General features: G+C 64.2%; 15 protein-coding genes. 8 read left to right on the top strand and 7 right to left on the bottom strand.

Annotated elements, in window-relative coordinates; genetic code table 11:
- Positions 1–77 precede the first annotated feature (77 nt).
- Positions 78–3,521 carry a molybdopterin-dependent oxidoreductase gene (locus ACV17W_RS01990; RefSeq protein ID WP_462594788.1) on the top strand — a complete coding sequence of 1,148 codons (3,444 nt, stop codon included), beginning with the start codon at positions 78–80 and terminating at the stop codon, positions 3,519–3,521.
- Between the two features lie 180 nt (positions 3,522–3,701).
- Positions 3,702–5,072 carry a short-chain fatty acid transporter gene (locus ACV17W_RS01985; RefSeq protein ID WP_462594787.1) on the top strand — a complete coding sequence of 457 codons (1,371 nt, stop codon included), beginning with the start codon at positions 3,702–3,704 and terminating at the stop codon, positions 5,070–5,072.
- A 257-nt stretch (positions 5,073–5,329) separates the two neighbouring features.
- Here ACV17W_RS01985 and ACV17W_RS01980 read toward each other — a convergent pair whose 3' ends face one another.
- Positions 5,330–6,100, bottom strand: a complete 771-nt coding sequence (locus ACV17W_RS01980) for an SDR family oxidoreductase (RefSeq protein ID WP_462594786.1) — start codon at positions 6,098–6,100, stop codon at positions 5,330–5,332.
- 301 nt (positions 6,101–6,401) lie between these two features.
- Here ACV17W_RS01980 and gmk point away from each other — a divergent pair, with 301 nt between their 5' ends.
- From gmk to ACV17W_RS01965, 3 genes are read left to right on the top strand one after another with little or no spacing between them, the layout of a single operon-like run.
- Entirely contained in the window at positions 6,402–7,034 is a 633-nt protein-coding gene (gmk, locus tag ACV17W_RS01975) for a guanylate kinase (RefSeq protein WP_462594785.1), read from the top strand.
- A 39-nt stretch (positions 7,035–7,073) separates the two neighbouring features.
- Complete coding sequence (gene rpoZ, locus ACV17W_RS01970; RefSeq protein ID WP_462594784.1) at positions 7,074–7,277, top strand: DNA-directed RNA polymerase subunit omega; 204 nt, start codon at positions 7,074–7,076, stop codon at positions 7,275–7,277.
- Positions 7,278–7,298: 21 nt separating this feature from the next.
- Positions 7,299–9,593, top strand: coding sequence for a RelA/SpoT family protein (locus ACV17W_RS01965; protein WP_462594783.1), 2,295 nt, complete (start codon positions 7,299–7,301; stop codon positions 9,591–9,593).
- Positions 9,594–9,622: 29 nt separating this feature from the next.
- On the opposite strand, the gene ACV17W_RS01960 is transcribed toward ACV17W_RS01965, so the two are convergent.
- Positions 9,623–10,594 (bottom strand): tripartite tricarboxylate transporter substrate binding protein, encoded by a 972-nt coding sequence (locus ACV17W_RS01960; protein ID WP_462594782.1) that lies wholly within the window; start codon positions 10,592–10,594, stop codon positions 9,623–9,625.
- A gap of 228 nt (positions 10,595–10,822) precedes the next feature.
- On the opposite strand from ACV17W_RS01960, the gene ACV17W_RS01955 reads away from it, so the two are divergent.
- Complete coding sequence (locus tag ACV17W_RS01955) at positions 10,823–11,524, top strand: FadR/GntR family transcriptional regulator (RefSeq protein ID WP_462594781.1); 702 nt, start codon at positions 10,823–10,825, stop codon at positions 11,522–11,524.
- Positions 11,525–11,551: 27 nt separating this feature from the next.
- Here the strand turns inward: ACV17W_RS01955 and glnQ are convergent, their stop codons facing one another.
- From glnQ to glnH, 3 genes are all read right to left on the bottom strand, one after another.
- Entirely contained in the window at positions 11,552–12,280 is a 729-nt protein-coding gene (glnQ, locus tag ACV17W_RS01950) for a glutamine ABC transporter ATP-binding protein GlnQ (protein WP_462594780.1), read from the bottom strand.
- Positions 12,277–12,936 carry a glutamine ABC transporter permease GlnP gene (gene glnP, locus ACV17W_RS01945; RefSeq protein ID WP_462594779.1) on the bottom strand — a complete coding sequence of 220 codons (660 nt, stop codon included), beginning with the start codon at positions 12,934–12,936 and terminating at the stop codon, positions 12,277–12,279. The genes glnQ and glnP overlap by 4 nt, the downstream gene beginning before the upstream one ends.
- 110 nt (positions 12,937–13,046) lie before the next feature.
- Positions 13,047–13,793: a glutamine ABC transporter substrate-binding protein GlnH gene (gene glnH / locus ACV17W_RS01940; protein WP_462594778.1), complete on the bottom strand. Its 747-nt coding sequence runs from the start codon at positions 13,791–13,793 to the stop codon at positions 13,047–13,049.
- 164 nt (positions 13,794–13,957) lie between these two features.
- Between glnH and ACV17W_RS01935 the strand changes: the two genes are divergently transcribed.
- Complete coding sequence (locus ACV17W_RS01935) at positions 13,958–14,980, top strand: C45 family autoproteolytic acyltransferase/hydolase (protein WP_462594777.1); 1,023 nt, start codon at positions 13,958–13,960, stop codon at positions 14,978–14,980.
- Between the two features lie 52 nt (positions 14,981–15,032).
- Here ACV17W_RS01935 and ACV17W_RS01930 read toward each other — a convergent pair whose 3' ends face one another.
- Together ACV17W_RS01930 and ACV17W_RS01925 are read right to left on the bottom strand one after the other, a co-directional pair.
- Positions 15,033–18,656, bottom strand: a complete 3,624-nt coding sequence (locus ACV17W_RS01930; RefSeq protein ID WP_462596429.1) for a hydantoinase B/oxoprolinase family protein — start codon at positions 18,654–18,656, stop codon at positions 15,033–15,035.
- 59 nt (positions 18,657–18,715) lie between these two features.
- Positions 18,716–19,225, bottom strand: coding sequence for a winged helix DNA-binding protein (locus tag ACV17W_RS01925; protein WP_462594776.1), 510 nt, complete (start codon positions 19,223–19,225; stop codon positions 18,716–18,718).
- Between the two features lie 299 nt (positions 19,226–19,524).
- On the opposite strand from ACV17W_RS01925, the gene ACV17W_RS01920 reads away from it, so the two are divergent.
- The gene (locus ACV17W_RS01920) at positions 19,525–20,499 is read left to right on the top strand and encodes a TRAP transporter substrate-binding protein (RefSeq protein WP_462594775.1); all 975 of its coding nucleotides are present in this window, start codon (positions 19,525–19,527) and stop codon (positions 20,497–20,499) included.
- The last annotated feature ends 1 nt before the right edge of the window (position 20,500 follow it).

Genomic DNA, 20,500 nt, shown 5'->3' with positions numbered 1-20,500 from the left:
ATATATTAGCAATAACTCTGCAACTCTTTTAGGATACCGGCGCTTAGATGCCCGATGGGCGGGAGGAAGTCGGAACCATGTCGGCGCAGATCAATGGCTATTGCACTCTTTGTCGTTCGCGCTGCGGAACGCTTAACACCGTACGCGACGATGCGTTGATTCGCATCGACCCTGACCCTGCCCACCCCACGGGCAGCGCGACCTGTCCGAAGGGGCGCGCGGCACCCGAACTGGTGCACAGCCCTCACCGCATGCTGTACCCCATGCGTCGTACCACACCCAAGGGATCGCCCGACCCGGGCTGGCGGCGGATCACCTGGGATGAGGCGATGGACGAAATCGCGACCCGCTTCGGCCAGATCAAGGCGGAAAGCGGGGCCGAGGCCGTCGCGTTTGGCGTCACCACGCCCAGCGGCACGCCATTGTCGGACAGCATCGACTGGATCGAACGCTTCGTGCGTGCTTTCGGCAGCCCGAACATTGCCTATGGCACGGAAGTCTGCAACTGGCACAAAGACCACGCGCACGCGTTCACCTTCGGCTGCGGCATCCCGGTGGCCGACTACCCGAACGCGGAACTCATCATGCTCTGGGGCCATAACCCCAGCAATACCTGGCTGGCGCAGGCCAATGCCATCGGCGTAGGCCGGCGCGCGGGCGCCCGCCTGCTGGTCGTGGATCCGATGCGCACGGCGCTGGCCGCGCAAGCTGACGCCTGGCTGCAGGTCAAGCCGGGCACCGATGCGGCGCTGGCGCTGGGCCTGGCCCACCAGCTGCTCTCCACCGACCGCTACGACCACGCGTTCGTGCGCAATTGGACCAACGCGCCACTGCTGGTGCGGGGCGACACGGGCCAGCTCCTGCGTGCCTGCGACGCCGGCGCGTCCGCGGAAGACGCACAAGCCTGGGCGGCCTGGGACCTGCGCGCCATGAAGCCCGTGCGCTACGACACCCGCTACCCTGGCACGGACCAGGGCGCTGACGCGTTCGCGCTTCGAGGCGAGTTCATCGTCAATATCGACGGCCGGCCCACCCTGTGCCGGCCCGTACTGGAAACGCTGGCGCAGCGCTGTGCCCAGTACACCCCGGCGCAGGTCGAAGCCGTGACCGGCGTGGCGCCATCCGCGCTGCAGAAGGCCGCGGACCTGATTGCTCAGAGCTCCTCCATCGCCTATCACTCGTGGTCCGGGGTGGCTCAGAGCACCAACGCCACGCAGACCGACCGGGCCATCGCGGTGCTCTATGCATTGACCGGCAGCTTCGACCGGCCCGGCGGCAATCGCGTCTACCCCAAGCCAGCCGTCAATGCCGTCAATGGGCTGGACCTCATTCCTGCCGCGCAGCGCGAGAAGGCCCTGGGCCTGCAAGAACGGCCCCTCGGCCCCGCCGCGACGGGATGGGTGATCGCGCGCGATCTGTATCGGGCTATTGTGAATGCACAGCCGTACCGAGTCAGGGCCTTCATGGGTTTCGGCACCAACCAGCTTTCCTCGCAGGGCGATGTCGAGCTGGCGCAAGCCGCCTTGCAGCAGTTGGAGTTTCATGTCCATTGCGACCTGTTCGACACCCCCTCGTCCCGGTACGCCGACATCTACCTGCCGGTGAACACTCCCTGGGAACGCGAGGGCCTGCGCATCGGATTCGAAATCAGCCAGGCGGCCCAGGAACGGGTACAGTTCCGCCCCCGGATGGTCTCGCCGCGCGGCGAATCGCGCTCGGACAACGACATCGTGTTCGATCTGGCATGCCGTCTGGGGATGGCGGACACATTCTTCAATGGCGACCTCGAGCGCGGGTGGGACCATCAATTGGCGCCACTGGGCCTGACGGTGGCCGACCTGCGACGCAGCGAGGCCGGCACCGTGCACGTGCCGCTGGTGCACCGGGACCAAAAGTACGCGCTGCCCGCCGAGACGGCCACGCCAGGTGCAGCCGGAATGGTCAACGGATTCAATACGCCAACTCGCAGGGTCGAGCTCTATTCAGAGCAGTTGCTGCGCCACGGCTACGATCCGTTGCCCGGCCATTATGACCTGCTGAGCAACGCCGCACACGACGAACGCAGCTACCCGCTGACGCTCACGTCGCGCAAGAACGGCTATTACTGCCACAGCCAGCATCGATCGCTGGCGTCGTTGCGCAAGCGCGCGAACCTGCCGACGGCGAGCGTCCATCCGGAGATCGCCGCCGAGCGCGGCATCGAGGCGGGTGACTGGGTACGCGTTACTACGCCGGCCGGCACTGCGCGGTTTGTCGCGACGCTGGACCCGCACCTGGACAGGCAGGTGGTCTACGCCGAAGTCGGCTGGTGGCAAGCCTGCCCGGAACTGGGCGAACCGGGCTATCCCGTCGTCGGCCCGGCGAACAGCAATTACAACGGGCTGATTTCCGCCGAGTTCGTCGACCCGATCAGCGGGTCGGTGCCCATGCGCCAGTTTCCTTGCAACATCGCGCGCGATCCGGCGTTCGATCTGCGTCAACGCCGCTGGCAAGGGCGACGCGAGTTCCAGGTATGCGCGCTGCACCCCGTCGCGGACGGCGTACTGGAACTGACGCTGTCGCCGCAAGATGGCGCACCCCTGCCCGACTACCGCCCCGGCCAGCACATCGCGGTCGAAGTCGCGCGACAGGACGGCAAGTCCGTGATGCGCAGCTATTCGCTGATCGGGCCGGCCGCTCTCGCGTCGCGCAAGACCTACAAGATCGCGGTGCGCCTCCAGCGCGGCCAGGATGAGTCCGGCCAGCCATGGGAAGGCGCCATGTCGGGCCATCTGCATGGTCATATGCGCGTGGGCTCCGCGATCCGTGTGGGACCGCCGGGGGGCTCGTTCGTCATGCCGCTGCAGTCGGCGCAGCCTGTGGTCCTGTTCGCGGGCGGAATCGGCATTACGCCGTTTCTGTCGTACCTGGAGTCGCTGCTGTATGTGGAAGACGCTCCGGAGGTCTGGCTGCATTACGCCAACCGCAGCAGCCATAGCAAGGCTTATGGCAAGCGCCTGCAGGAGCTTGCCGCGCGCCTGCCACGCCTGCACATCCGCGACTATTATGGCGACCCGCTGTCCGGCGAGCCCGACCCCCGCGACGTGCTGGGAGCGCACGTGGTGCCGGACACCCTGATCCGCGCGCGGGCGCGCTTCTATATGTGCGGCCCTCCGGCCATGATGGACAGCGTCCGCGCCGGGCTGTGCGCAAGGGGCGTTCCGGCCTTCGACATCTTCAGCGAAGTGTTCCGTTCGCCTCCCACTGTCGACCCCGACAGCACGGCTCAATACGAGGTGCGGTTCAGCCGATCGGGAGACGTCAAGGCGCAATGGAGTCCGCCGCGCGGCACACTGCTGCAGTTTGCAGAGGATATGGGGGTGTCGGCGCCCAGCGGCTGCCGCGTCGGACAGTGCGAGAGCTGCGCGGTCAGGATCATCTCGGGGCAAGTGCGTCATCTGCACGGCGTCGAGCCGGATGATCCCGCCGTATGCCTGACCTGCCAGGCCGTACCCACTTCGGACCTGGTGCTGGACGCCTGATCCGCAGAAAGTTGTCGATCTATAAAGAAGAACGCGCGGTCCTGGCGGGCCGCGATCAGCACAGGAGGAACTGGCCGTCGCGAGGATGATTCAGAAACAGGGGAAGCGGAATCAATTATTCTCCGATTTCGCAAGTGGATTCACCGGATTCCGGTATTTACATAATCACAAGGCACGCAAATGTCACAACACCATCATGCCAATGCCCGCTCTTCGGGACTAATGGGGCCGATCAACAATTTTCTCGAGCGATGGATCCCGTCCGCGATGACTTTCGCGATGGCGCTGACCATCATAGTGGCCATCATGGCTCTCTTCCTGACTGATACGGCGCCCACCGAGATTGTCCGATTCTGGGGTAACGGCCTCTCGGGCATCCTTGCCTTCATGACACAGATGTGTCTGATTCTGCTTCTGGGCCACATCCTGGCGAACACCGGCCCGATCCGCAAAGTGCTCATCGCTCTAGCCCGCATTCCGTCGAGGCCCGCAACGGCATACATGTTTGTCTTCATCGTCAGCGCTGTACTGTGTTTTTTCGTCTGGGGCCTGGGGCTGATCGCCGGCGCCGTGCTCGCCCGCGAAGTCGCCGTACAGGGCCGCGCGCGAGGCATCAAGCTGCACTTTCCGCTGCTGGTGGCCGCAGGATATTCCGGGTTTATCGTCTGGCACATGGGCTATTCCGGCTCGGGGCCCCTGACGGCGGCGACCCCAGGGTCCTTCCTGTCCGGCGCATTGGGCGGCGGCACGATCCCCGTGTCCGACACCATATTCGCGTCGTGGAACATTGCCGCGGCAGTACTGGTCATCGTGGTCTGCGCCGCTCTTTTCTGGCTGGTGGCTCCCAAGGGCGACGCCCGTGTGTACGAGTTGCCTGAGGAAGTTGGCTCGGAGGAGCACAGCGTCGCCAAGTACGAGGTAGTGACGCCGGGCGACCGGATGGACGCCTCCCGCATCCTTGTGTTCATTTTCGGCCTGGCATTGGTGGCCTACCTGGTGATCCATTTCGCGCGCGGCGGCAGCATCACCCTGGACATCGTGAACTGGTCATTGCTGGCGCTGGTGCTGCTGTTCACCAAGAATGTCTTCGAACTGGTGCATCTCACCCGGAATGCCGCATCCAGTGTCGGCGAGATCCTCCTGCAGTTCCCGCTCTACGCGGGCATCCTGGGCATCATGCAGCATTCTGGGCTGATAGCCTTGCTCTCGGATGCCTTCGTTGCCATCTCGACGCAGCAGACCTTCGGTATCCTTGCCTTCCTGTCGGCCGGCATCGTGAACTTCTTCGTGCCTTCGGGTGGCGGCCAGTTCGCGGTCCAAGGGCCCATCATGCTCGATGCGGCCCGCCAGCTCGGCGTGGACCCCGCCGTTGCCATCATGGCCGTCGCGTACGGCGATCAGTGGACCAACATGCTGCAACCCTTCTGGGCGCTTCCCATCCTGGCGATTGCCGGCCTGAAGATGCGCGACATCCTGGGTTACACCATGGTCACGCTGGTCGGATCGGGCGTAGTCTTCATGGGTGCGCTGTGGCTCGCGTCTTCCATGTGAATGCGCTGAGCAAACGCGTGCGCGACGTTGCGGTTCCGCTCGTAGCGCACGCGTCGACATGAAAAGCACCCCGGAGCTTGGATTCCATGTCCGGCTTCCGGGGTGCAGCAAAGGCCCTGCGGCCTTTTTTGCTTTCCGAACCTTACCCTGATGCTTGGGTTGTGGAATCAGGCGCCTGTCTCGTTCAGGCTTTCGGGCGCTTGGCGGTCTCGGCGAGGGGCTTCACAGAGGCCCCTCGCGTCGTGTCCGCGGCCCGGTCAACCGCGGCCGACGAATGGCATATTGGTCGCCATGATGGTCATGAACTGTACGTTGGCGTCCAGCGGCAGGTTCGCCATGGAAAGCACGGCCTGGGCCACATGCGCCACGTCCATGCGAGGCTCGGCGCGACGGCTGCCGTCGGCCTGCAGGATGCCGTCGGCCATGCGCTGTGTCATGTCGGTCGCGGCGTTGCCGATGTCGATCTGGCCACACGCGATACCGTACTGGCGGCAATCGAGCGAAATCGACTTGGTGAGCCCCGTGACCGCATGCTTGGTGGCGGTGTAGGCAATGGAATAAGGGCGCGGCGCATGCGCTGAAATCGAGCCGTTGTTGATGATGCGGCCCCCCTGGGGCTGCTGCGCCTTCATCAGGCGGATGGCCGCCTGCGCACACAGGAACATGCCGGTCAGGTTCACGTCCACCACGTCGCGCCAGGTTTCTACGGGCAGGTCTTCGATCGGCACGGCCGGCGCATTGCGGCCCGCGTTGTTGAACAGCACGTCGAGACGGCCGTAGGCACGCTGCGTTTCGTCAAACAGCGCCCGTACGGCCTGCTCGTCGCTGACGTCCGTAGGCACCACCAGGGCTCGCACCCCGTCGTCGCCCGCGGCGGTACGCGTCTGCTCAAGTAATTCGCGGCGCCGGCCAGCCAGCACCACGCGGTACCCCTGGGCGAGGAATTCCAGGGCCACGGCGCGGCCTATACCGGTGCCTGCACCTGTGACCAGCGCGACGCGTGCGCCGGGTTGCTCATTCGATTGCATCAGTTTCTCCCTCTGACTGAATCGCAGAATCCTAACGCAATTGCAGGCCCAGGTATGCAAGCGCCGGTGACGGGGCGTGCCCAGGCCGGAAGCTGCGCCGCATATAATATTTAGTTATCCGAGTGCTTCCGCCCGTTATCCGGCCACGCTCACCCGCGTGTCGCACGGCCAGCGCCGGCCGCCATGCCCCGGCCAAGGCCGCGCGCCCGGCCAGACGCCAGGCGCGGCCGGCCAGTAGTCGGGCCATCGGCTCGGCCTATTTTGCTATCCTTCGCCTCTTATCTGCCTGCCTTTCCGATCCATGTCCGAAAACCCCGGCAACGTATTCATGGTCGTCGCACCCAGCGGCGCCGGCAAATCCAGCCTGGTCAGAGCCTTGCTCGACCACGACCCGTCCCTCGTGCTGTCGGTCTCGTGCACCACCCGCGCCCCCCGTCACGGCGAGGCCGATGGTCGCGAGTACCGCTTCATCAGCGTCGAGCAGTTCGAAACGCTGCGGCGCGAGCACGCGCTGCTGGAGTGGGCCGAAGTGCATGGCAACTTCTATGGCACGCCGCTCGACCTGATCGAGCAGTCGACGCGCGACGGCAAAGACGTGCTGCTGGAAATCGACTGGCAGGGCGCGCGCCAGGTGCGCCAGCATTATCCGCAGGCCATCGGCATCTTCATTCTGCCGCCATCCATCGAAGAGCTCGAGCACCGGCTCAAGGCTCGGGGCCAGGACGCCCCCTCGGTCATCGCACGACGGCTGCTGGCCGCGGGCGGCGAAATCGCCCATGCGCCGGAATGCGAATATGTTATTATTAATCAAGAATTTAGCGTAGCCTTGGCGGAACTTTCGCAGATCATCAGCGCCGCCCGGCTACGTTTTTCGTCTCAGGCCGTCCGCCATGCGCCCCTGTTCGCCCAGTTGGGCATTCCGGCGGCACACTGAAGCGACCTCTCTATTCACAGCTTGTTCCAGGTGTAATCCATGGCTCGAATTACCGTCGAAGACTGTCTGAACCAAATTCCGAATCGCTTCAAACTGACGCTGGCCGCTACCTACCGTGCCCGTGAGTTGGCCCAGGGCCACGCCCCCCGCATCGACAGCAAAGACAAACCCACCGTCACCGCGCTTCGCGAGATCGCCAGCGGCCATACCGGCCTGGAAATGCTGCGCAAAGTCCCGACCTGATCCGGTCCTGGGGGCGGCAACATGGCTTTTCCCCGGCTGAAGTACGCGTCCACGGGATTGCTCGCCGCTCTGCGCGCGGGCTCCCGTCTGGGACGTCGCCCGGGCAAAAAGAGCGCCACCACGCCGGCGCCGGCCGCCACGGGCGCCCACGATGAAGCGCTTCCGGCATCATCGCCGGTTGCCTCGCTGGCGCCACTCACCGAGATCATCTCGGGCTATCTCGATAAAAAAGACGTCGAGCGGGTACGCGAAGCGTATCGGTTTGCTGACCAGGCTCACCTGGGCCAGTTCCGCGCCAGCGGATCGCCCTATATCTCGCACCCGATCGCGGTCACCGAGATCTGCGCCGCCTGGAAACTCGACGCCAACGCCCTGTCGGCCGCACTGCTGCACGACGTCATCGAAGACCAGGGCATAACCAAGCATGAACTGGCCGAGAAGTTCGGCCCGGAAGTCGCCGAACTCGTCGACGGCCTGTCCAAACTCGACCGCCTCGACTTCGCCACCAAGGCGGAACAGCAGGCCGAGAGCTTCCGCAAGATGCTGCTGGCCATGGCGCGCGATGTGCGCGTCATCCTCATCAAGCTGGCCGACCGCTTGCACAATATGCGCACGCTGGACGCGGTCAACCCGGAAAAGCGCCGCCGCATCGCCCGCGAAACCCTGGAAATCTATGCCCCGATCGCACATCGCCTGGGGCTCAATGTGCTGTTCCGCGAACTGCAGGACCTCTGTTTCGCGGCGATGTATCCCAACCGATACCAGGTGCTGTACAAAGCGGTGCTGGCAGCACGCGGCAATCGGCGCGAAGTCATCAGCAAAATCGGCGACGCCGTCTGCGCCGCCCTGCCCGCCGCCGGCATCGAAGCCGAGGTATCGGGCAGAGAGAAAACATTGTTCGGCATCTATGCCAAGATGGTCGAACAGAAGAAGTCCTTCTCGGAAGTGCTGGATATCTATGGGTTTCGCGTGATTGTGCACACGCTGCCCGAGTGCTATCTGGCCCTGGGCACGCTGCATCAGCTGTACCGCCCGGTGCCGGGCAAGTTCAAGGATTACATTGCCATTCCCAAGGTCAACGGCTACCAGTCGCTGCACACGACCCTGGTGGGCCCGTACGGCACGCCCGTGGAATTCCAGTTCCGCACACGCGACATGCACCACATCGCCGAAGAAGGCGTCGCGTCGCACTGGCTGTACAAAGGGGCCGACGTTTCGCTCAACGACCTGCAGAAGCGCACGCACCAGTGGCTGCAATCATTGCTGGACATCCAGAGCCAGACCGGCGATTCCGGCGAATTCCTGGAACACGTCAAGGTCGACCTGTTTCCGGATGCTGTCTACGTATTCACGCCGCGAGGAAAGATCATCTCGCTGCCGCGAGGTGCCACGCCGGTCGATTTCGCGTATGCCATCCATACCGATATCGGCAACCAGGCAGTGGCCGCCAAGGTCAATAATGAGTTCGTGCCCCTGCGCACCGAACTGAGCAGCGGCGACGCCGTCGAAATCATTACGTCACCAGCTTCGCGGCCCAATGCACAGTGGCTCAACTACGTGCGCACCGGCAGGGCGCGATCCGAAATCCGGCACTACCTGCGTACGGTCCGCTACGAAGAATCCGTCGCCTTTGGCGAGCGGCTCCTGGAACAGGCCCTGCAAGACCTGCACCTGGACCTGCCCGCGTCGGACGATCCGGCCTGGCAAAAGCTGGCGCGCAGCACCGGCGCCAGTTCGCGCGATGAAATCCTCGCCGATATCGGGCTGGGCAAACGCCTGGCCACGGTGGTGGCGCGGCGATTCGCCCCCGAGCATCAACTGGTCGCCACGACGGCCGCCGCAGTCGATGAAATCACGTCTGCCCGCAGCGCCCCCATCCTGATTCAGGGCAACGAGGGCCAGGCGGTACAGCTCGCGCCCTGCTGCGGCCCCCTGCCCGGTGACACCATCGTGGCCGGACTGCGGCTGGGTCAGGGGCTGGTGGTGCATACCGCCGATTGCCTCATCGCCGTGCGACAGCGTGCGCGTGAACCGGAACGGTGGGTCAACGTGGCTTGGGACGCCCAGACTGCCAAGCACCTGTCCACCCGGCTCGATGTCATCACGCGCAACGAGCGCGGCGTTCTGGGCCGTCTCGCCGCCGAAGTGACCGCCGCCGATGCCAACATCGTCCAGATCACCATGCACGACGACGCGGTATCCACCGTGTCGCTGCACCTCACCATCCAGGTCGACAGCCGCAAGCACCTGGCGCAGGTCATACGCGCCATCCGGCATGTGCCCCAGGTGCAGAAGATCGTGCGCGTCAAGGGCTGAAGCCGCCGCTGCGGCGCGTCGTCGTCGCCCTATTCCACCTTGCCGATACGTTGCACCGCCTGCGCCATGGCCTGCGCATCGGCTTTCCAGTAGGCAGCGAACTCAGGGGCGTCCAGGTACTGCACCGGGCTGCCCGCCCCCAGGATGGTCTGTTGCACCTTGGGGTCGTTCAGCACCACGCGGGCCGCGTCGCGCAGGCGCTGCACCACGGCTTCTGGCGTGTCCACCGGCACGAAGATGCCCGACCACTGCACGAACTTGATATCGTAGCCTTGCGACGCCAACGCCGGCACGTCGGGCAGCGCGGCCAGCCGGGCATCTCCCCAGTGGGCCAGCGCGCGCAGCTTGCCCGCCTGTATCTGCGGCATCACGCTCGAGGGCCCGCTGGAAATGGTCTCGACCTGCCCGCCCAGCAAGGCCGCTACCGCCGGGCCCGCACCGGTGAAAGGCACGTGCGTCAATTCTATGCCCGCTGCATTCTTCAGCATTTCCATGGGCACGTGCATCGAACCGTAGATTCCCGAGCTGCCGTAGTTCAGCGTGCCAGGTCGGCGCTTTGCATCGGCGACGAAATCCTGCAGGCTGTGCCAAGGGGAATCGGCGCGGACGATGAGCACGGTGGGATCGGCGGTAATGCGTGCAATGGGCGTGAATTGGTCGATCTGGAACGCGGCCTTGCGACCCAGGATGCGGTCCGCCTCGGGCAGGATGGATATCGAGGACAGGCTGAGCAGCACGGTATAGCCGTCTGGTGCGGCGCGCGCGGCCTGACCGATGCCCACCGAGCCGCCCGCCCCCGCCTTGTTCTCGACCACCACCGTCTGCCCAAGCTCGCGGCCCAGCGCCTCGGCCACGGGTCGTGCCACCGTGTCGGCCACGCCTCCCGGGGGAAACGGAACGATCATGGTGACGGGACGCTCGGGATACTGCGCCTGTGCGCTCCATGATGCCGCCCATGCCAGCATCAGTCCGGAAGCCCACCTGCTCGCGGAAAAAGCCATGTCTCGAACCCTCCGTGTACGGCACCGGTGCGATGGCCCGCCAAATGCAGGCCGAACCCGTGTACCAATTGGATCTGCATGCTGCGTTATTCTGGCGCGGGCCGCTGCAACATGGCCGCGCAAAGGCCACTCTAGAACCGGGGCTCGGCCCTGGCAAGACCTTTCTGCTGAACATGAACGACCAATTGGTTCATAATGGCTGCCCACGCCAGACGATGGGAAGTTACCGTGAACGACATCCTCACCGGCACCAGGGTACGCGCCGCGGGCGCCAAGGCGCTCGCTCGCCACCTGAAGGATTCGATAGCCGGCGGCCAGCTTCATGCCGGCATGCGCTTGCCGCCGGAACGCGAACTGTGCCGGCGCTTTGGTGCGTCGCGCGGGTCGGTGCGTCGCGTGCTGGCCGAGTTGCGCGAACTGGGCCTGATAGTTCAGGCTGTAGGCAGCGGAACATTCGTGGCGGAGGGGGTCGGATCCGGTGCAGCAGCGGCCGGCAGAATGGCTGGATTGCAAACGAGCCCGGCCGAATTGATGCAGGCACGACTGCTGATCGAGCCTCTGATGCCCACGCTCATCGTGCGCAATGCCACGAGCGCCGATTTCGCGCGCATGGCGCTATGCCTGGCACGCTCGGAAGCCGCGTCCAGCATCGAAGAATTCGAACAGTGGGACGGCGAACTTCACAAGGCCTTTGCGCAAGCGACCCACAACACGTTCTTTCTGCAGATAATGGAATTGGCCAACCAGGTCCGCGAGCAAGGCGAATGGGGCCGGCTGAAACGCGAATCCCTTACCGCAGCGCGTCGCGGGCAATACCAGCTGCAGCATCGGGCCATCGTGGCCGCATTGAAAGACCGCGATGCCGGCCAGGCCCGCGTGCTGCTGCACGCGCACCTGGAACAGATCCAGCAGAATCTCTTCGGCGGCTGACCCGGCGCGCGCCGGCCGCGGGGCACATCAGGCCACGTGCTGCAGGAAATCGCGCAGGCGCTGGCTGGGCGGGCTCGACAGCAATTCCGCCGGCGGGCCGTCATGGGCGACCTTGCCGCCATCGATGAAAATCAAGCGGCTGCCGACCTTGCGCGCGAACTCCATCTCGTGCGTGACGACCACCATGGTCATGCCCTCTTCGGCGAGGTCGCGCATGACTTTCAGCACTTCGTGACGCAACTCGGGGTCGAGTGCCGAGGTCGGCTCGTCGAACAGCATCAGTTTGGGCTTGATAGCCAGGGCCCGGGCAATGGCCACGCGCTGCTGCTGCCCGCCAGACAGCTCGGCGGGATAATGATTCATGCGTTCGGCCAGCCCGACTTTGCCCAGCAACGCCTGGGCCTGCTGACGCGCTTCCTCGCGCGAGGCGCCGCGCGTGTGCACGGGTCCGAACATCACGTTCTCCAGCGCCGTCATCTGGGGAAACAGGTTGAATTGCTGGAACACCATCCCGGCTTCACGGCGTATGGCCCGGACCTGCGCGGGCGGACCCTTGACGCTTTGGCCGTCGACCAGCAGGTCGCCGCCTTCGATGGTTTCCAGAACATTGATACAGCGCAGGAAAGTGGATTTCCCTGAACCGGAAGGCCCCACGACCACGACCACTTCGCCGGCGTCGATGTTCAGCGAGATGCCGTCCAGCACCGTCGTGGCGCCGAAGCGCTTGGTGACATTGCGGAATTCGACCATGCTCATAATATGCGCATCCGTTTTTCAAGCAGGCGCAGCGCCAGTGCCAGCGCGCCCGTCAGGATCAGATAGATGATGGCCACGGCTGACCAGATCTCGACCGCCCGGAAATTGCTGGCCATGATTTCCTGGCCCTGGCGTGTCAGCTCGGCCACCCCGATCACGATGAACAGTGACGAGTCTTTCAGGCTGATGATGCACTGGTTTCCCAATGGCGGAATCATGCGGCGGAAGGCCACCGGGCCGATGATGTGCACCAGGATCTTGTGAAACGGCAGGCCCATGGCCTGCCCGGCCTCTTTCAGGCCCTTGTGCACGGAAAGCAGCGAACCGCGCACGATTTCGGCGATATAGGCGCCGGAGTTGATCACCAGGGTGGCGATCGCTGCCCACAACGCATCGATCCGCATTCCAGGCACCAGCATCGGCAAGGCGAAGTAGATGAACATCACCTGCACCACGATGGGCGTGCCACGGATGATCGCCACGTATACCTGGGCAATGGCTGACAGGGGCCGCGGACCGTAGGCGCGGGCCACCCCGGCCAGCGCACCCAGCGCGAAGCCGCCAACCAGGCCCCAGAAAGTGATCTTGACGGTCATCAGCGTGCCGTCGAGCAGATTGGGCATCGATGCCCAGATGACAGACCAGTCGAATTGCACGGTCTTCCCCTCTAAGGTGTTGCCTGCGGCGGCGCGCCAGCGCTGCCACCGCGACGCCGAAGCTTGCGGTAGAGCCGCAGCCCCGGCCTGTTATCGCGGCGCGACGGCGCTCAGGGCTGCTTGCCGAACCACTTGGTGTAGATCGCGTCGTACTCGCCATTGGATTTCAAGGTCGCCAACGCCTCGTTCACCTTGGCAACCAAGTCACTGCCCTTCGGGAAGGCAATGCCATAGAAGTCGCCGCTCTTGACGGTGCCCACCACTTTCACGCGGCCCTTGCCCGCGGTATTGGCGTAGTACTGCACATTGGGGGTGTCGTGCACAGCGGCATCCACGCGGCCCGTCGCCAGTTCCAGATAGGCGTTGTCGATATTGGGGAACAGGCGCAGCTCGGCACCGGGCACCTGCTTCTTCATGAAATCTACAGTGGCCGTGCCGGTCTTTACGGCAACGCTCTTGCCCGAAAGATCCCCCGCCTGCTTGATGTCGCTGTTGTTTTCGGCTACCAGGATGGCCAGGCCGCTCTCGTAATAGGGGTCAGAGAAATCGATGACCTGCTTGCGATCGTCGCGGATGGTGATGCCGGCCAGCGCCACGTCGATGTTCCGGGTCTGCAGGCCCGGAATGATGCCGTTGAAATCCATGGGCTGCAGCTTGTATTTCAGATTCAGCTCTTTCGCGATGGCGGCCCACAGGTCGATGTCGAACCCGACATAAGTATTGCCCTGCTTGAATTCGAACGGGACGAACGCCGTGTCGGTGGCGACGATCAGTTCTTTGTCCTGGGCTGTGGCGGTGGCCATGGCGCCGATCAGGCTCAGGCCCACCAGCGCGGCAGCGAATTTGCGCTTGATCATTGAATTCTCCTGTAGAGATGACTTGCTCACCGGCGTGTGCCGGCCTGGACACTGGCGTGCCGTGACGGTGGTCTGGCGCGCCTCGCGATTCATCTTACCTCATCCGTCCCCCAGCCAAGTATCGGTGCGCAAATTACAATCGGATCACCCCCTGGGAGATTTTCATGCCTTTCAAGCCCGTACGAATCGCCGGCAGCCGCCGCCAGATTGGCCTGGCGCTGGGCAAGCTGGCACGGCCCATCATGACTGTTTACCTGGATCAGAGCGCTACCTGGCAGGCGCTGCGCCCGTGGCGCGGTCACGCCTACCTGCGGGAACTGGCGGGACACGCACAAGCGTCGCTGCCCGAGGTCTGGGCAGAATTCGAGGGACTGGCCGAGGGCCTGCGCATGCCTGCCGACGACCTGCTCCTATGGCATTGCCGAGGCGACCTGCTGCACAAGACCACTGACGGGTGCACCACGGTCGCGCTGCAAGCGGCCGCGGGGTCTTCCTGGATCGCCCATAACGAAGATGGCGATCCATATCTGTACGGACGGTGTCACGTCGTGGACGTGCAACCCGAGAACGCGCCGGGTTTCGTCAGTTTCTACTATCCCGGCTCGTTGCCTGGGCATACATTCGGCGCCAATCGGGCCGGCATTGTGCAGACCATCAATAATGTGCGCATCCGTGGCCGGCGCGCGGGCATACCGCGGATGTTCCTGGCGCGCGCGGTGCTCGACTGCCGCACTCTGGACCAGGCCGCCGAGTTGCTGGCGCATATGCCGCGCGCCGGCGGCTTCCACCATACGCTGGGCGCCGCCGCCGACGGGCGCTTGCTGAGTATCGAAGCCACGCCGGGAGCATGCTCCATCGAGACCATCGCGCGCCGGTACGGGCACGCCAACCACCTGATCCACCAGGGCACGCGCGACATCGCGCAAACAATCAGCGACTCGTCCGCCGCGCGGCAGAGCCGCATCGACACCCTGATCGACACCTGGAACGAGGGTACGGGCGAGACTGCACTGGTCAACGCCCTGCATGACGCCGAAGGTTCGCTGCCCATCCTGCGGCAGGCGCCCGACGATCCGGACGAGGAAAACACCCTCGCGACCGCCGTGTTCGCAATCGCCGACGGGCGCGTCACGCTGCGCATCTACGACCGCAAGCCACGGGCCGCGCAGGAAATCGTCATCAATTAAAGAAGCCGGGCGAAAGAAGCCGGGCGCGAAATGCGCCCGGCCTTTCCGAGGGCTACGCCTGGCCGTAGCCACCGCCTCCGGGCGTTTCCACGACGAATACGTCGCCGCTGCGCAGGGTGGCGCTGTCTTGCGGACCGAGGTGTTCAACTGAACCGTCGGCGCGCTCGATGTAGTTGCGGCCAACCTGTCCTGGGGACCCTCCCGCCAGGCCGAACGGCGCATAGACCCGGTTGTTGGACAGAATCGCGGCAGTCATGTCTTCCAGGAAGCGTACCCGCCGCACGCCGCCGTCACCGCCACGATAGCGCCCCGCGCCTCCGGACCCATGGCGGATCTCATACGATTCCAGGCGAACCGGGAACCGCAGTTCCAGCACCTCCGGATCGGTAAGCCGCGAATTCGTCATGTGCGCCTGAACCACAGACGCCCCGTCAAAGCCCTCGTCATGCGGCCCGGTGGCGTCGATGCGCAGCGGGCCTGCGCCGGTACCGCCTGAGATGGTCTCGTAGTACTGGTAGCGCGCATTGCCGAACGTGAAATTGTTCATGGTGCCCTGGCTGGCCGCCAGCACGCCCAGGGCGCCATAGAGGGCGTTCACAATGCACATCGACGTCTCGACGTTGCCCGCCACGACCGAAGCGGGCGGGTTGGGACGCAGCATCGAGCCTTCGGGCACGATGATCTCCAGAGGCTTCAGGCAGCCCGCATTCAACGGGATGTCATCGTCCACCATGGTGCGGAAGACATACAGCACCGCGGCCACCGCGATCGCGCCGGGCGCGTTGAAGTTGTTGTCGAGTTGTGCCGAAGTGCCCGTGAAGTCCACTACCGCGCTACGCGATTCGCGATCGACACGCACCGCCACGCGGATGACCGCGCCATTGTCCAGCGGGTACTCGTAGCGGCCATCCTTCAGCACCGAAATCACGCGGCGCACCGCTTCTTCGGCATTGTCCTGTACGTGGCCCATATACGCCCTCACCACGTCCAGTCCGAAGTGGTCGCACATGCGCAACAACTCCTGCACGCCTTTCTCGTTGGCGGCAATCTGGGCATGCAGGTCGGCAATGTTCTGGTCTGGATTGCGGGCCGGCCAACGGCCAGAAGCCAGGATCTCGCGGGCGGCCGCTTCGCGGAATTCACCATCGCGCACCAGCTGGAAGTTGGTGAACAGCACCCCCTCGTCTTCCACCGTCCTGGAATCGGGCGGCATGGATCCGGGCGTGGTTCCGCCGATATCCGCGTGGTGCCCGCGCGACCCTACGAAGAACAGGATGTCGCGCCCGTCGCGGTCGAACACCGGCGTAATGACGGTGACATCCGGCAAATGCGTGCCGCCGTGGTAGGGATCGTTCACCACGTAGGCATCGCCGGGACGCATGGCGCCCGCGTTGGCCTGCATGATGGTCTTGATCGACTCGCCCATGGAGCCCAGATGCACCGGCATGTGCGGCGCATTCGCAATGAGGTTGCCCTCCGCATCGAAGATGGCGCACGAAAAATCCAGACGCTCTTTGATGTTGACGGAATAGGCCGTGTTCTGCAGCCGGTAGCCCATCTGTTCGGCGATGGACATGAACAGGTTGTTGAACACTTCCAGCATGACCGGATCGGCCCGTGTGCCCACTGCACGACGCTCGGGGCGCGCCTCGACGCGCTTGAGCACGATGTGATCCAGCGACGTGAGCTCTGCTTGCCAGCCCGCCTCGACGACCGTGGTCTGGTTGGGTTCCGAAATGATGGCGGGTCCGGGCAGCACGTCGCCGGGCACCAGGTCGGCCCGCACATACAGCGGCGTGTCGCGCCATGCGCCCTGACCGTACATCTGCACCCTCTGGCGCGGTTGCGGCGCGCCGTCGCGCTTGCGGTCGACCGGCGCCTCGGCGGCGGTCTCGCCGCCGCCGGTGGCCTCGACCGATATGGTCTCCACGACCAGCTCGCGGCCCGGCATGAGGAAGGAATAGCGCTGGCGATAGGCTTTCTCGAAGTCCTGGCGCACTTGTGCCAGTTCCCCGTATGGCACCTCGAGCGCGGTGTCGGTGCCACGGTACTTGACGTGCAGGCGGCGCTGAACCCGGATCAGTCCGGCGGGAACATGCTGGCGCAGCAATTCGCCACGGGCCTGCCCGGCCAGTTCTTCGAGTTCGGCCTGCAGCGATTCCATCAACGCGGCATCCAGCACTTTCTCTACGGTTTTCTGCCGCATGTCGGTCTGGTCGGCCAGCCCCATGCCGTACGCCGAAAGCACGCCGCCCAATGGATGGGCGAACACGGTGGTCATGCCCAAAGCGTCGGCCACCAGGCAGGCATGCTGCCCGCCGGCTCCGCCGAACACGGTCAGCGCGTACTCGGTGACGTCGTGGCCGCGCTGGACCGAGATACGCTTGATGGCCTCTGCCATATTGCCCACCGCAATTTCCAGAAAGCCTTCGGCCAATTGCTCGGGGCTCATTTCGCGCCCGGTGGCCTCGCGGACTTCAGCGGCCATGGCGGCAAAGCGTTGCCGAACCGCCGCGCGGTCCAGCGGCTGGTCGGCGGCGGGGCCGAACACTCGCGGGAAGAACTCGGGCTGAATCTTGCCCAGCAGCACATTGCAGTCGGTGACCGCGAGCGGGCCGCCGCGCCTGTAGCAAGCCGGACCGGGATTGGCTCCGGCCGAATCGGGGCCCACGCGCAGGCGCGCGCCGTCGAAGTGCAGGATGGAACCGCCGCCGGCCGCCACGGTGTGGATGCTCATCATGGGCGCGCGCATGCGCACCCCGGCTACCAGGGTCTCGAATTCGCGCTCGAACTCACCGGCGTAATGCGAGACATCCGTCGACGTGCCACCCATATCGAAACCGATGACGCGTTGCATGCCGGCCAGTTCGCTGGTGCGCACCATGCCGACAATGCCGCCCGCCGGACCTGAAAGAATCGCATCTTTGCCGCGGAACCGGTGCGCATCGGTCAGGCCGCCGCTGGACTGCATGAACATCAGGCGTATGCCCGGCAGCTCGGATGCCACTTGGTCGACATAGCGCTTCAGAATGGGCGACAGGTAGGCATCGACCACGGTGGTGTCGCCGCGAGACACAAACTTGATCAGCGGGCTGACTTCGTGCGAAGCGGAAACCTGGGTAAAGCCGATTTCGCGCGCCAGCGCCGCCGCCCGCTGTTCGTGCGCGGGTGCATGCCACGCGTGCATGAACACAATGGCCACTGCACGTATGCCGTCGTCATACGCGCGCTGCAGGCTCAGGCGCAAGCCATCGGCGTCGAACTCCCGCACCACCTTGCCATGGGTATCGACCCGCTCGTCGGCCTCGACCACGGACTCGTACAGCATTTCGGGCAGGCTCACGTTGCGGTCGAACAGGCGTGGCCGGTTCTGGTAAGCGATACGCAACGCATCGCGAAACCCGCGGGTCGTGACCAGCAACGTCCGTTCGCCCTTGCGTTCCAGCAGGGCGTTGGTGGCCACCGTGGTGCCCATTTTCACGCATTCCACCTGGTCGGCCGGCACGGGTTCGCCCGGCTTCAGGCCCAGCAGTTGCCGGATACCCGCCACCGCGGCATCGCGGTATTGCTCGGGATTCTCGGAAAGCAGTTTGGCGGTTGCGGTGCTGCCATCGGGGCGCCGCGCCACGATGTCGGTGAAGGTACCCCCACGGTCAATCCAGAATTGCCACTTCATCATTTCCTCGTTGTCGGTCAGGGGCTGAACCGCACATTGCCGACGCAGCCCTTTGGTTGTCAAAGCGACGTGGCCGCGCGCGCCGCCTGGTCGTACAGGCCCGAGAGCGCACGCAAGGTCTTGGCCAGCTGCCGATTGAATTCGACTCCTGAGCCCGCCCCTGCCTCCAGGCCGTCGATCAGGCACTGCTCTCGGATTTCGGTATATCGCTTGATGTAAGCCGCGCCCTCGTCGGTCACGCTGTAGAAAACTTCCTTGCCGTTGCGCTCGCCCGCGACGATGCCCAGGCGCTCCAGCTTCTTCAGCGAGTAATTCACGATGTGCGTGTCTTCGACATTGAGCGTGAAGCAGATGTCGGCCAGCTTTTTGCTGCGTTGGCGGTGATACACGTGGTGCAGCACCATGACGTCGGTGGAAGTCAGGTCGGGCAGACCGGCCGCCGCCATGCACCGCACGATCCAGCGCTCGAAGGCATGACCGGCAATCATCAGGCCGAACTCGACTTCGGAAAGGTCGGGAGCACGACTGCTGACCAAATGGGCAGACGACGCGATGAGATGAGCGCCCATAAAACCTCCTCAGCGGAACATGGATGAAATACTAATAATTTATCAACGTTTTATCAACATATAATTGTGGCGCCAAGCCTCATCATTTAAGCGTCAAGCATTTGTCGCGAGGCTGGCCGCAGCGTCATCGCCGTTGGTGTGTCACCCTAGGAATTACCCCTAAGCCACGGATTCTGAGACCTGCACGCGCTGCGTGCGTCTTAGAATTGCACGGTTTGTGACGACCGCGGCGCACACGCCGCGATGCTTCCACGGTGCCGCAAGGCCTACTGCCCATGAATCGCTACAAGGGGTCCATCATGAAAAAACATCTTTCTCTGCTGGCTGCCAGCTTCGCGCTCGCTTTCAGCGCCGGCGCCGCCGCCCAGACCAAGTGGGACCTGCCCACCGCCTACCCCGCCAGCAACTTCCATGTCGAGAACCTGACCACGTTCATCAAAGACGTCGAAACTCTGTCGGGCGGCAAGCTGAAGATCACCCTGCACAACAACGCGTCGCTGTACAAGGCGCCCGAAATCAAGCGCGCCGTACAGGGCAACCAGGCGCAGATCGGCGAAATCCTGCTGACCAACTTCGCGAACGAAGATCCTGTGTATGCACTGGACGGCCTGCCTTTCCTCGCGACCGGCTATCCCGCATCGTTCAAGCTCTACCAGGCGCAGAAACCCTACCTGGAAAAGAAGCTGGCCTCGCAGGGCATGACGCTGCTGTATGCCGTGGCCTGGCCGCCGCAGGGCATCTTCGCCAATAAAGACCTGCAGAAGCTGGAAGACCTGAAGGGCCTCAAATGGCGCGCGTACAGCCCCGTCACGGCGAAGATCGCCGAGCTGGTGGGCGCGCAGCCCGTGACTGTGCAGCAAGCCGAACTGGCGCAAGCCATGGCAACGGGTGTCATCGATTCGTACATGTCATCCGCCTCCACCGGCTACGATACCAAGACCTACGAGTACATCAAGAAGTGGTACGACACCCAGGCCTGGCTGCCCAAGAATGCCGTCATCGTCAACAAGAAAGCCTTCGATGCACTGGACCCCGCCACACAGGACGCCTTGAAGAAGGCCGGTGCGCAAGCTGAGGAGCGCGGCTGGAAACTGTCCGAAGAGAAGAACAAGTGGTATCAGCAAGAGCTGACCAAGAACGGGCTGGAAATCATCACGCCGACGGCCGACCTCCAATCGGGCATGACGAAGGTAGGCGAACGCATGATCGATGAGTGGCTCGAACGCGCGGGCCCGGATGGCAAAGCCATAGTCGAAGCGTATCGGAAGATGTAAT

It is taken from the genome of Bordetella sp. MIP270_01_BMS (assembly GCF_054958705.1).
Note: the sequence above shows the minus strand (reverse complement) of the source record. Positions and strands in the feature narration are given on the sequence as shown.